At 37.1% G+C, this 14,124-nt stretch carries 11 protein-coding genes and 1 rRNA gene; 8 read left to right on the forward strand and 4 right to left on the reverse strand.

What is annotated here, in order from left to right; genetic code table 11:
- The first annotated feature begins 6 nt into the window (after positions 1-6).
- From rrf to EJN67_RS10675, 7 genes are all read left to right on the forward strand, one after another.
- Positions 7-123, forward strand: a 5S ribosomal RNA gene (gene rrf / locus EJN67_RS10645).
- Between the two features lie 133 nt (positions 124-256).
- Positions 257-1,819, forward strand: coding sequence for a DEAD/DEAH box helicase (locus EJN67_RS10650; RefSeq protein ID WP_129724294.1), 1,563 nt, complete (start codon positions 257-259; stop codon positions 1,817-1,819).
- Between the two features lie 193 nt (positions 1,820-2,012).
- Positions 2,013-2,573: a hypothetical protein gene (locus EJN67_RS10655; protein WP_129724295.1), complete on the forward strand. Its 561-nt coding sequence runs from the start codon at positions 2,013-2,015 to the stop codon at positions 2,571-2,573.
- Between the two features lie 41 nt (positions 2,574-2,614).
- Complete coding sequence (locus tag EJN67_RS10660; RefSeq protein WP_129724296.1) at positions 2,615-3,847, forward strand: aminopeptidase; 1,233 nt, start codon at positions 2,615-2,617, stop codon at positions 3,845-3,847.
- A gap of 88 nt (positions 3,848-3,935) precedes the next feature.
- Positions 3,936-5,150, forward strand: a complete 1,215-nt coding sequence (locus EJN67_RS10665; RefSeq protein WP_129724321.1) for an aminopeptidase — start codon at positions 3,936-3,938, stop codon at positions 5,148-5,150.
- A gap of 105 nt (positions 5,151-5,255) precedes the next feature.
- Complete coding sequence (gene aroF, locus EJN67_RS10670) at positions 5,256-6,269, forward strand: 3-deoxy-7-phosphoheptulonate synthase (protein WP_129724297.1); 1,014 nt, start codon at positions 5,256-5,258, stop codon at positions 6,267-6,269.
- Between the two features lie 3 nt (positions 6,270-6,272).
- Positions 6,273-7,373, forward strand: coding sequence for a prephenate dehydrogenase (locus EJN67_RS10675; protein WP_129724298.1), 1,101 nt, complete (start codon positions 6,273-6,275; stop codon positions 7,371-7,373).
- Positions 7,374-7,465: 92 nt separating this feature from the next.
- On the opposite strand, the gene EJN67_RS10680 is transcribed toward EJN67_RS10675, so the two are convergent.
- From EJN67_RS10680 to EJN67_RS10695, 4 genes are all read right to left on the reverse strand, one after another.
- Complete coding sequence (locus EJN67_RS10680) at positions 7,466-10,057, reverse strand: ABC transporter permease (protein WP_129724299.1); 2,592 nt, start codon at positions 10,055-10,057, stop codon at positions 7,466-7,468.
- Positions 10,054-10,737 (reverse strand): ABC transporter ATP-binding protein, encoded by a 684-nt coding sequence (locus tag EJN67_RS10685; protein WP_129724300.1) that lies wholly within the window; start codon positions 10,735-10,737, stop codon positions 10,054-10,056. Before EJN67_RS10685 ends, EJN67_RS10680 begins: the two co-directional genes overlap by 4 nt.
- 111 nt (positions 10,738-10,848) lie before the next feature.
- The gene (locus EJN67_RS10690; protein ID WP_243641288.1) at positions 10,849-12,132 is read right to left on the reverse strand and encodes a HAMP domain-containing sensor histidine kinase; all 1,284 of its coding nucleotides are present in this window, start codon (positions 12,130-12,132) and stop codon (positions 10,849-10,851) included.
- On the reverse strand, positions 12,105-12,803 hold the full coding sequence (locus EJN67_RS10695) for a response regulator transcription factor (protein ID WP_129724302.1): 699 nt from the start codon (positions 12,801-12,803) through the stop codon (positions 12,105-12,107). The genes EJN67_RS10690 and EJN67_RS10695 overlap by 28 nt, the downstream gene beginning before the upstream one ends.
- 190 nt (positions 12,804-12,993) lie before the next feature.
- On the opposite strand from EJN67_RS10695, the gene EJN67_RS10700 reads away from it, so the two are divergent.
- Positions 12,994-14,124: a glycoside hydrolase family 16 protein gene (locus tag EJN67_RS10700; RefSeq protein WP_129724303.1), complete on the forward strand. Its 1,131-nt coding sequence runs from the start codon at positions 12,994-12,996 to the stop codon at positions 14,122-14,124.

Genomic DNA, 14,124 nt, shown 5'->3' on the forward strand with positions numbered 1-14,124 from the left:
TAAATTTTCGGTGGCGATGGCGAAGGGGAAACACCTGTACCCATTCCGAACACAGCAGTTAAGCCCTTCAGCGCCGATGGTACTTGGGAGGAGACTCCCTGGGAGAGTAGGACGCTGCCGGATTCTACATATTAAAAGGAGACTTGGTGCAGAAATTTGTGCTGAGTCTCCTTTTTTAATTATAAATTATAGGAGTTGGAAGAACAATATAGTTATGATCTGTAAATTTATATAATTAGGAGTGAAAATATTTTATATGGGATTTGAAAATTTAGGTTTAAGCAAGAATGTAATGAAGGCTATAGATGACATGGGTTTTGAAGAGCCTTCGAAGATACAGTCAGAGATAATACCAATAGTTTTAAAAGGCTTTGATGTAATTGGTCATGCGCAGACGGGAACAGGTAAGACATTTGCCTTTGGTGCACCGATTTTGAGCAAGCTTGATAGACCAAGGGATAGAATAAGTACATTGATTCTTACACCCACAAGGGAGTTGGCAATCCAAGTAAATGACGAATTGGTGCGTATAGCCCAACATACAAGGGTTAGATTGTTACCTGTATATGGAGGTCAGCCTATAGATAGGCAGATGAGGGCATTAAAAAAAGGCGTAGATATTGTTGTTGGCACCCCAGGAAGGATCTTGGACCTTATAAGGAGGAAAAAACTAGATCTTGGGGGCATAAGTTTTCTTGTAGTCGATGAAGCTGATGAAATGCTTAATATGGGATTTATTGATGATATAGAAGAAATAATAAGAAACTGCAATGCTATGAGGCAAACCATGCTTTTTTCTGCCACCATGCCTGATGAAATTATTAAGCTTTCCAAGAAATATATGAAGGCGGATACAAAGCGTATATCAATAGTAAAAAACACTATGACAGTGTCTACCGTAAGTCAATACTATTATGAAATAAGAAATCAGGATCGTTTTGAGTCGCTGTGCAGGATAATAGATGTTGAAGCACCTTCTACTGCCATTATATTCTGTAAAACTAAAAAAGGTGTGGACAATTTAGTGGAATCCATGCAAGGTAGAGGTTATAATGTGGAAGGTATGCATGGGGATATGAATCAAAATCAAAGGATCAACACTTTAAAGAAATTCAAGGCAGGTAGTATTGAATTTTTAGTTGCTACGGATGTAGCGGCAAGGGGATTGGATGTTGAAAATGTTTCACACGTAATAAATTATGATCTTCCCCAGGATGTGGAGTCATATGTCCATAGAATTGGTAGAACTGGACGGGCTAATAAGGAAGGTATAGCTTATACATTGGTTACTGCAAGGGAATATATGGCACTTAAACAGATAGAAAAGGCTACAAAGGGTAAGATAAGACGTAAAGAACTTCCTACACTAGATGAAATATTTTATGCAAAATATAATGATATTCTAACCCGGGTGAAAGAAACATTAGAGCATGAAGAATATAAGAGATTTGTTCCACTTGCTGCAGAGCTTGATGATGAATTTAATCTGGTGGAAGTTGCTGCGGCTTTAATGCACATGATTTATGACAAAGAGGGGGGATACAAATACTCAGAGGACAATTTAAATGCACATAAAAGATATACAAGATTATTTTTGACAGTAGGCAGAAAGGATAAGGTAAATCCTAGGTTGTTGCTCCAGTTCCTTAAGGACAAAGGGAATGTAAACAGGGAGGATGTCGGTGATATAGACATATTAGATAAGTTTACATTTATGGATGTATCCGAAAATGAAGCTAAAAATGTGTTAAAACGCTGTTCAGGAAAAAAACTTTGCGGCAGGAAGGTTAAGATTGCTGTATCCAACTCTAAAAGGTAAATATGTTGGAAAGGGACTCGATGCAGATGGTGTATCCGGTCTCTTTTAGTTTATATACATATACTTTTCTTTTTGTACAAGCTCAGTATTATGGATAAAAATTTTGTTTTAAGTATTATATGTAATATGTTAAAATTATAATAAATATATTATTAGGTAATAAAATTTTATGTGTATGCAGAAAGGAGCAATTATGGATTTAGTATTAATTTTATTACCACCTATTTTAATGATTTTGGATTATAGCCTTACTATGAAATCGGCAAATATGGTAAAAGGTAAGTATTCGGAACATTTTTCAGTGGAACAGTTTGAACTAAATCCTGTATGGCAAGAGGATGTATCCAAGGCAAAAAAGTTTAATATTAAGCATCTAATAATGGTATTAATTGCAGCTGGATTAGCCTATAGTGTAGTTAAACTGTCTATTTTTGATGAATGGTCTTCTTATTTTGTACTTGGTATAATAATCATACCTTATGCTACCATTGTGGGACGGCATATAAGCAATATATTAACCTTTAAATATGTGGAGAATTATTCTGATACATTACATGGCAAGTTGATAGTTGATTACATATATACATTAAAGCTTTCTCAGCATATGTTAATAGGTAATATTTTTGTGCTTTCTATTATCTATATCTGCACTTTTTCATCCTTTATATTAGGTGGGATATTAGGCTATTTTAGTTTGTATGTAAGCCATAGCATGTGGAAGGGCAAATATAAGAAGAAAAAGAAGGATAATTAATGTGCTATTGATAACAGTAACAATGATTAAGGAGTGGTATTATGGATAACTTTGATAATATGCTTGATAAATATGCAAAACTGGCAGTAGAAGTGGGAGTTAACATCCAAAAAAATCAAACCCTTGTAATAAACTCTCCAATAGAGTGTACAGATTTTGCAAGGTTGTTAGCAAAACATGCATATGCATTGGGCGCTAAGGATGTGCATGTAGAGTGGTATGATGAAGAGATGATGTTGATGAGATATATGAATGCTCCATATGAGGTATTTACTAAATTCCCAAAGTGGCAGGTAGACAAGATGGAAGGCTTTGCCGAAGAAGGAGCAGCATTTATCTCTGTGCTTGCCTCAGATCCTGAACTTTTAAAGGATGTGGATCCTAAAAAGATTGCTGAGGATAAAAAGACCAAAGGTGTTGCTCTAAAGGGATATATGGATAGGATTATGGCAGATGAGGTATGCTGGTCTGTAGTTTCTGTGCCAACTAAGGGTTGGGCTAAAAAAGTATTTGATGGATTACCTGGGGATGAGGCGGTGGATAAGCTGTGGAAGGCCATATTTAAGACAGTTAGGGCAGATCATGATGATATTATAACTGCATGGCAGCAGCATCTTGATAATTTGGAGAGAAGGGTAAAGTTCTTAAATGAAAAAAGGTTTAAAACACTACATTATATTTCTGAAGGCACCGATCTTACTATAGATCTCCCGCCTGATCACATATGGTGCGGTGGAGGAGAATACAGTCAGAAGGATGTATACTTTGTAGCCAATATTCCTACTGAAGAGGTATTTACTTTGCCCCATAAAACAGGGGTAAATGGCAAGGTAAGGAGTACTATGCCTTTAAACTATAATGGAAACCTTATAGAGGGATTTAGCTTAACATTTAAGGATGGCAAGGTGGTAGATTTTTCAGCCGATCGGGGGTATGATATATTAAAAGGTATATTGGAAACGGATGCAGGCTCTCTATACCTTGGTGAAGTGGCATTGGTGCCATATGATTCGCCCATATCAAACCTTGACATTATATTTTATAATACATTGTTTGATGAAAATGCTTCTTGTCATCTGGCACTTGGAGCTGCATATCCTACCTGCTTAAAGGGTGGAGCTTTCATGAGCAGGGATGCACTTAAAAAGGCGGGAGTAAATGACTCGGCCATCCATGAGGATTTTATGATAGGCAGCAATGATCTGGATATAATAGGCATTACAGCAGATGGGAAAAAGATGCATATATTTAAGGATGGCAACTGGGCTTTTTAAATATTTGATAATAGGTTTTTATAAAACTCCGGCTTTTTATGGGCTGGGGTTTTAATTTTTATATAGGAGTGGATTGATCTTGAAGAGTATGATTGACGAGTATGCAAGGCTTATAGTGAGGGTAGGGGTAAATATTCAAAAGGGACAGACCCTTGTAATAACTTCCCCTATAGAGTGTGTGGACTTTATAAGGCTGGTAACAAAGCATGCTTATAATAGAGGTGCAAAGGATGTATATGTAGACTGGAGAGATGATAAGATAACACGCATGAGGTATATGAATGCACCGTATGAAATATTTGATGTGTTCCCCAAATGGCACGCAGATGCCTTCGAGGATTTTGCTAAAGGAGGAGGGGCCTTTCTATCCATATTGGCACCTAACCCTGGGCTTTTAGACGGGGTGGATCCAGAGAGAATAGAGTTATCACATAGGGTACAATCATCTGGTTTTAAAGGCTTTATGGAATACAAGTTAACCAGTAAGGTGTGCTGGTGTGTAGCTTCGGTGCCTACAAAGGCATGGGCCAAGAAGGTATTTAAAGATCTTCCGGATGATGAGGCTTTGGATATGTTGTGGCAAGCCGTATTACAGACAGTAAGGGCTGATACGGGGGATATTATGGGGGCGTGGCGGGAGCATTTGGATAATTTTAAATCCAGGGTGGAATTTCTAAATAGCAAACGCTTCAAAATTCTTCATTATACAGCAAAGGATACTGATCTTAATATAGAATTGTCTCATAAACATGTATGGGGCGGAGGAGGATACTATAGCCAAAGTGGTACATACTTTGTACCAAATATACCTACTGAGGAGATAGCTACTATACCAGTTAAAACAGGGGTAAATGGGAAGGTAAAAAGCACCATGCCATTAAATTATGGCGGTGCTTTGATAGAGAATTTTTCTCTGACCTTTAAAGATGGGAAAGTGGTAAACTTTTCAGCTGAAAAAGGATATGATGCGTTAAAGCGTATAATAGAACTGGATGAAGGCTCTTCATATATGGGGGAAGTGGCCCTAGTTCCATGTAGTTCACCCATATCCCAATTGGGCATTACCTTTTACAATACTTTATTTGACGAAAATGCCTCATGCCATCTGGCTTTAGGTGCTGCATCTCCCGGCTGTATACAAGGTGGTAATGACATGGGTAAAGAAGAACTGAGAAGATTAGGTGTGAATGAGTCAGGTATCCATGTGGATTTTATGGTGGGAAGCAAAGATTTGGACATAATAGGGGAAACGGAATCCGGTGAGCAGATACAGATATTTAGGGCAGGAGAATGGGCCTTTTAAATATATCTTGACAGTTTAACAAAATGGCAATAAAATTTTTTACAAGGTAGTACGGTATTAATGTAGGTCAAATGAGAAAAAATTTAGAAACAGGAGGATGGTAGTATGGTAATTGTAATGAAATCAACAGCCACAAAGGAAGATATAAAGCAGATAGAGAGGTTGCTTGAAAGATTGGATCTAGGCGCCCATATTTCCACTGGAATGGAGCGCACCATAATAGGGGTAATAGGTGACAAACGCCTATTAGAAGGTGTGCCTTTAGAACTTATGTCGGGTGTTGATAAGCTGGTGCCGATAGTAGAACCGTATAAGCTGGCCAGCAGGACTTTTCAACCTGAGTCTTCGATAATAAGGATAGGTAATTCAAGTATTGGCGGTGAGAAGCTTGCTGTTATTGCAGGCCCATGTGCAGTAGAAGGTGAAGAACAGATAATAGAAATAGCCAAATATCTTAAATCCATGGGGGTAGAATTTATAAGGGGCGGTGCATACAAGCCCCGCACATCGCCCTATTCATTTCAGGGCTTGGAAGAGGAAGGTTTTAAATTGTTAGCTCAGGCTAGGGAGGAAACGGGGCTTTTAGTGGTGTCTGAGGTTATATCCACTGAATTTTTGGATCAGGCTGCAAAATATATAGATGTTATACAGATAGGTGCTAGAAATATGCAGAATTTTCAGCTGCTTCGCGAGGTAGGAAGGCTGAAAAAACCCGTAGTATTAAAGCGTGGTCTTGCATCTACCATAGAAGAATGGTTAAACGCAGCAGAGTATATCATGAAGGAAGGGAATTATAATATAATTCTTTGTGAACGGGGTATACGGACATTTGAGACATATACAAGAAATACGCTGGATTTAAGCAGTGTACCGGTTGTAAAGGAGCTTAGCCATTTACCCATTATAGTGGATCCAAGCCATGGCACTGGAAGGAGCAGCCTAGTTCGTCCAATGAGTCGGGCGGCCATAGGGGCGGGAGCTGATGGCCTTATGATAGAGATGCATCCTAATCCTAAGTTGGCATTGTCCGATGGACCCCAGTCCTTGGATTTTAAAGAATTTGGTCTGCTGATGGAGGATATAAAAAGAATATCCCAGGTAGTGGGGCGGGAGATGTAGAATATGGATATACAAAATATAGGCATTATAGGTCTCGGGGTTATAGGCGGTTCTTTGGCTAAAGCCATAAAGCGCTCTAGCCCTTTAACTTTCATAAAGGCTATGGATATGGATGCAAAAGCAATATCATCCGCCTTGGAGCATGGAGTCATAGATGAATCCTGTGACAAGTTTGAGGATATTGCTAGAGGATGTCAATTTATATTTCTATGTGTACCTGTAAACAGCATAAAGGATATATTATATGGCATAAGAGATTATATTTCTCCATCTACCATAGTGACCGATGTATGTAGCATTAAGGTGGATGTAATGTCATTAGCAGAGCGAATTTTGCCCGATACTGTATACTTTATAGGGGGGCATCCCATGGCAGGCATGGAAGGGTCTGGATATCAATATAGCATGGCCCACCTATTTGAAAATGCATTTTATGTACTCACTGTGCCACAAGATGCCCCCATTGATGTGACAAAGGATATGATTAATGTAGTATCCATTATAGGGGCATTTCCACTTGTAATGGATGCTGATACCCATGATGAGATAGTAGGTGCGATAAGCCATCTCCCCCATGTGGTTGCAGCGGCACTCGTAAATACAGTAGCTCAATTAAATGATCCATCTAAGTTTAAGGAAAAACTGGCAGCAGGGGGTTTTAGGGATATAACACGTATTGCATCTTCTAATACTCGAATGTGGACTAGTATAAGCATATCAAATAGGGAAAAGCTATTGGAACTGATATTATCCATGATAGACAATCTTGAGGAATTTTATGATTTTCTCTATAGCGGAGAGTCTCAAAAGGTAGAACGGCTTTTTAAAAGGGCAAAGGATTATAGAGATGAACTACCATCTATTCAAAACAGGATTTCCATACCATATCATGAATTGTATGTAGATATTGAAGATAGACCGGGTACTATAGGAGATGTGACGTCCCTATTGGGGCGATATAATATTAATATAAAAAATGTGAGTATTATACACAGCAGGGAAGAAGATCCAGGGTGTTTGATATTATCATTATTCGATAACACCCATGTAGACGAGGCCTTGTCGATTCTTATAGAGAAAGGTTATAGGGCATATAGACGATAATCAATATAAAAAGCCCGTATCTGCAATGGACGAGCGCCTGGCGGGGGGCTCCGATCCATTTGCAGACGGGCTTTTTAACGAGTTTAATAAAATTATTGTTCCATACGTATACTCTCTATTATATTGCCTTTACCTATCTTTCGTAAAGGGGCAAATCCTGCCAAAAGTGCAATAGTCGTAGCGCCTAGCACTGATATAATGATATGTTTCCAGGGAATTACCCAAGCAAATTCCCTTATGCCAATAAACAGAGTATACAATATATACGACAGTCCTGTACCTAAAATACTGCCATATACAGCAGATATTATACCATAAAATATGCTTTCAAGGCATACCATTTTTTTTATTCCTCCCTGAGTCATACCAGTGGCTTTTAATACTGCCAATTCTTTGGTGCGTAATAGGAGATTTGTGCTTATGGTATTTATTATATTTAGGCATCCTATAAGGGTGATAACTGCTACAAAGCCATAGAGAAATATGCTCATGGTTATGGCAGCATTTTTATCCCGTTTTGCTTGCTCGGCATAGTCGATATACTCAATACTAAGTTCTTTTTCCTTATAATCCTTTAGGTATTGTGCCACTGCATCTTTAGAGCTACCTTCTTTAAGGGTTATATAAATCTGTCCATATTTATCCGACCCTGTCACATCTTGCAGTACTTTTTCCGTAGTTATAATATTTACTGCGCTGTTTAGATTATATTTGTCGTTTAGCAGACCTTGTTTTAAGATACCTGCAACCTTTATAGTCTTATATTCTGGATTATCACTGTCATAATCAGTGGTTATCTTTATTGTATCACCTACATTATAGTCTACTATATCAATTAGTGCATCCTTTGTATCATTTACCCATACCCTGGAGGTTTCCACAATTAGTACCCCGTTTTCTTTATTCAGTGCATCTATATCTATCCTGCCCTCTTTTAAGTAGGGTTTTAACTCATCAAAATTTTCATCACCATAGGATATTATTGCGTTATTATAGAGTTTTACAGCTCCATTTTCCTTTTCAGATAAATGTTCAGGCTGTAGTTCTTTAAACCTAGCAGTAATTTTATCTTCCGGTATTAATAAGGTACTAGTAGTGTTTCTGTACTTATATACCTTGTCTACTCCGGATAAGTTTTTGATTGTTTCGTAATTTTCTTGAGAAAATACGCCTGATCTTTTCCCCCAAACCGAAAAATCTATTTTTTTATCCAGATCAACTGCATCCATACTAAAGGCAAAGTTTACAAAGCTTGAGAACACTATATAGAGTATGATACTTATTATCATGGAAAATACAGTGATATTAAAGCGCTTTTTATTCCGCCTTAGATTTTTATAGGCAATTTCTCCTTCTATGCCAAATAACCATCTGGAGACGGGAGCTTTTTTAACCTTGTCGAAGTTTTCCTTTTTAAAGTTGCCAGTATTTCTTACTGCATCCAGGGGAGAGACTTTGGCAGCTTGGTTTGCTGGTCCTCGAACTGATAAATATACGGTTATAAGCCCTAAAATACTACTTATTATGAATACGGGGGGAGAGAGTACTATTACTAGATGTTTAAAAATATCAAACTGGAAGCGGCTTATAATATAAACTACTACCTGCATGGCAAATACTCCACAGACCAAGCCTATTGGAATACTTATAATGCTTAATATTAGCGCCTCCCTTAGTATTATCTCCCTAATCTGCCCAGGGGATGCGCCTACACATCTTAACATACCAAACTGGGATACTCTCTCCAATACCGAAATATTAAATGAATTGTATATTACGGCTATTGTGGCTACTATTATGAGCAGTATTATGAATGCCAGTATGGACATGAGGCTACTATTTAATGAGGGACTTATGCTCTGTGCAGATAATCTAAGCAGATTTTCATTAAAATCTATATTGGATTCGTCAACAAGCCCTATATCATCAGCGATGCTATTTACAGTATCGTGGGCCTTTTTTACAGAGTTAAGTTTTATATTTATATTATAACTTTCATTAGGAGATATGGAAGTATTATCAAGATAGGTAATGCCATCACCTATTTCAAAATATCCTCCCATAGTATTAGGCTCTATAAGTCCTACTATAACGTAATCCTTTTCAGAAGTTTTTTCAAACACTTCATTTTCACTTTTTTCTCTTTTAGTAAGCACATGGTTTTCTTGTTTATCTATTCTAATTCCTGTAGTAAGGTGTATCTTATCTCCTACTTTAGGCTGATTAGGTAGATACTCAAGTGTCCAATAATCTAGGGCTATTTCGCCTTCAGTCTGTGGCAGTCGGCCTTCCTTAAGCTTTATGGGTTTTATATTAAAATTATCCCTGTCATATGCAGAGATGGCAATATATCTATAAGGTGGCAAGTGTTTATATTCTTCCATTTGTTCCTCAGGCATCTTTTGTAGAACGCCAAATCCATCATCTCGGAATACTCCCGCCTTTTCTATTTTCACATGCTTTTTAAGATTATCTATCTTATCACCGGGAACATTACATAAAATGGCATGATAATCCCCTTTATTATCTATTTCATCTTGTATCATGGCATTTTGCATACTTACAAGCATGGTACCTATGGCAGTTATAAGGGCTACTGAAAGTATTATGCCTATAGCAGTTAATATGGTACGTTTTTTTTGTACATTTAAATATCTTCCTGTTATTTCTTTGTAATTTTTCATACTGCCATCACCTCATCACCTACTATCATACCGTCTTCTATGGTGATTATCCTGTCGGCCTGGGATGCTATATCAAGGTCATGGGTTATTATTATAAGCGTTTGGTGATATCTCTGTACTGATATCTTCAAAAGATCTATTATTTCTCTGCTGTTTTTACTGTCCAGATTGCCTGTAGGCTCATCTGCTAGTATTATGGAAGGATTATAGGCTAATGCCCTTCCTATGGATACCCTCTGCTGTTGTCCCCCGGATAATTCCGATGGTAGATGGTTTTTTCTATTCTTGAGTCCTAATATATCCATAAGTTCATTTAGATATTTTCGATCTACCCTTTTATTATCAAGGAGTAGGGGTAGTAGTATATTTTCCTCCGCTGTAAGCACAGGTATTAAATTATAGAATTGAAATATAAATCCTACTTTTCGGCGTCTGAATATTGCCAACTGCTTTTCATTTAGATTATATATATCCATGCCATCTACTATTACTTTACCAGATGTAGGTCTATCTACACCACCTAAGAGGTGCAGAAGTGTACTTTTACCCGATCCGCTAGCACCTACTATGGCTACGAATTCTCCTTCGTCTATGGAGATATTGACATTTTTAAGGGCGTCTACCTTGGTAGCACCGCTCCCATAGCTTTTGCAAAGATCTATAGTTTTTAACATTTCCATTTATTCATATCCTCCCTACACTATATTATCGCTTAAATAAGTATAGATGATCTTCCTTACAGGGAGGTGAATTTTATCTTACAATTAAGTAAGGATATCCTTAAGATTTTCTTAAATTATACCCTTCAAGAACGTTATGGTGAATTTTGTTCCTTCATGTTTCTTACTTTTTACCGATATGGTGCCTCCCTGGGATTCTATTATAAGTTTGCTAAGGGCTAGTCCAATACCAACGCTTTCAGTTTTAACTGTGCTAGTTCCCTTATAAAATCGCTCAAATATATGGGGCAGATCTTTTCTATCTATGCCTTCACCACTATCTTTTATTATTATCCTGCTGAAGATGGGGGTTTCTTCTATTGAGATCAGTATATTTCCTCCATATTCTGTATGCTCAATGCAGTTTTTAAGTATATTTATAATGGCCTCGGCTGTCCAGTCTCTGTCACCTAAAAATTGCGCCTTTTTTATTTCACCATCTAATGTAATAAGTTGGTGCTTGGATTCGACTTTAGGGTTTAAAGTGGCAATGGCTATATCCACCGGCTCTATAAGATATATACATTCCCTTTTAAACTGTATAGCTCCCGCCTCCAATCGAGCCACCTTTAGAAGGCTGATGGTAAGCCATTCCATTCTTTCAAGCTGAGTCTTACTTTTTTTAAGGAATACTTCCCCTACATCATCATCCATATCCCTATCCTCTAACATAAGTTCATTAAACATAATTAGTGATGATAATGGTGTTTTAAGCTGATGGGATATGTCAGATATTATATTTTTGAGGAATATCTTTTCATTACTCAGCTGCTCAATACCAAGCTTTATTCTGTTTGCCATTTGATTGAACTGGTGGTTTAGTATACCTATCTCCCCCTGTTCATCTTCGGGCAATATGAGGGAAAAATCGCCCTTTACTACCTGTTCAGCAGCATGTGAGATATTTTGAATCTTTGAATATAGATGTTTATGTTCTCTAGATATTAAAAAAAATATTGGAATAAAGTATATAATGGCTATAAGGAGCACTTTTATCTGGATATTAAGATATATTCCCTTGAGTAAGGGTTGATTTCCTATGCCCATGTTCTTATTGTATCCATAACGCTTTAGTATTTCTTGTCCCTTGCTTATCTCCGTATTGTTAGGGCCCTTTAGTATGACGGGCATAATTTCATCTTCAAATTGTGGATATTTACTCAGTATCTGCCCTGTAAGTGCCGCGTTTTGTTCTACAATAGCTTCATTTATTCTGTTTAACCAAACCATAGTAAATGAAAACAGAATAATTGCAAATATTATCTGGCATAATAAAAGCATTGTGATAGTTGATCTAAATTCAGGATTTTTAAACAATTCATACATATCTAATCCCCCATTATATCCTGATCCCATCGGTAGCCAAATCCCCTTACAGTGATTATATATCGGGGATATGCAGGGTCATCTTCTAATTTTTCTCTTAGCCTTCTTATATATACTGATAGTGTGTTATCGTCTACAAAGGATTCGTCTATATCCCATAAAGTTTGGATGAGTATATCCCGGGTCAATACCTGCTTTGGATGATTTATAAATATGAGGAGCAGTTTATATTCTGCCGGGGTTAAGGAAATATCTTTGCCGTTTTTTTTCACTCTGCTTTCCATGGGTTGTATTTTTATATTTCCAGATGTAATCTTATTGGCTTGTTTTACGGTTGGGATATTATGGCGCCTTAATACTGCCTTTATACGGGATACCAATTCCCTTACCCTAAAGGGCTTTGTGATATAATCATCTCCGCCCATATCAAGACCCAATACCACATTTACTTCTTCATCACAGGCTGTTAAAAATATTATTGGGGTATTCAATTTAGCCCTTATCTTTTGGCAAAGGTCATATCCACTGCCATCTGGCAGCATGACATCGAGTATTATAAGGTCGTATTTTTTGTTGGCAATAGCTCCTTGGGCAGAGTTTATACTATTGGCTGTATCAACTGCAAAATTTTCGTTTTTGAGTGTATATTCTATGCCCATGGCTAGGGCAGTATCGTCTTCTACTAGAAGAATGTTGTACATTTTTTTATTCTCCTTTCATATGTTAATAATTGTATCAAAGATTCAATATAAGTGCTATAGTAAAAAAGTGGGTTAAAGCAATTGTAATTTAAAGGACTTTCACATTAAAAATAGAAATGTAATATATTATACAAAAATGTTGAATCATTTATAATGTTAAGCTGATATTTATGTTTGGAGGGGAGATAATATGCATAAAAAATTTTTTAAGTCTATATTAATTATTATTCCTTTTTTGATTATTATAGTTGCTTTTTCTGCATCCAAAAGGGCCAATTCTATTGGCGTGTTAGATGAAACATATGCCTTTAGAGCTATTTCACCTGTACAAGATGATGAATATGTGGATCCGTCAACTTGTGAATTTAAATGGGAAGAAGTTAAAGACGCAAAAAAATATCGTCTTGTTATATCAGAAGATGAGGACTTAAAAAAAGTTGTTTTTGATGATTTTGTAGAACAATCTAACAAAACCGTTAAAGGGCTTAAACCTGCAACCACTTATTATTGGAAGATTACAGCCATATTGACTGATGTCAAGGGAAAGGAAAAAAACATGGATAATAAAGATGGAATAAGAATGTTTAAAACCGGTTTGAATAATGTTAGTGATAAAGAGATGACACCCCAAATGATAAGGGAAAAATGGAATCTTACATTTGAAGACGATTTTGATGGGGATAAAATTGATGACAGTAAGTGGAGTCATTGCCCTGAATGGGAGCGCAAGGATGGATTTTGGTCCAATGAAGATGCATATTTGGATGGAGAGGGAAATCTCATCATTCGAGTGGATGAGAGGGATGGTAAGTATTATTCCGGAGCCATTCGCTCGATGGATAAATTTGAACAAAAGCAAGGCTTTTTTGAAATACGATGTAAACTACAAACTCAAGAGGGTTTTTGGGGTGCTTTTTGGCTCATGTCTCCTACGGTAGCAGAGGTAGGGGATGAAGGAAGGGACGGAACGGAGATTGATATTATGGAGTCTGCATATTTAAAAAGCAGTAAAATATGTCAGGCATTGCACTGGGATGGTTATGAAGATGATCATAAATCCGATTCCAACATTCCTTATATACCGTATATATATGAGGGGTATCATACATTTGCTGTAAATTGGACTGAATATGAATATGTGTTTTATGTGGATGATCAGCCTACTTGGATAACTTCTGCCGGAGGTGTATCACAGGTACCTGCCTATCTAAAGATTACTGCGGAAGTTGGTGATTGGGCGGGAGATATAAAAAATGCAAAACTTCCTGATTATCTAGTAGTAGATTATGTTCGTGTCTATCAGAAACCAGGGAATAAATAG

The sequence above is a fragment of the Xylanivirga thermophila genome (genome assembly GCF_004138105.1).
GTDB lineage: Bacteria > Bacillota > Clostridia > Caldicoprobacterales > Xylanivirgaceae > Xylanivirga > Xylanivirga thermophila.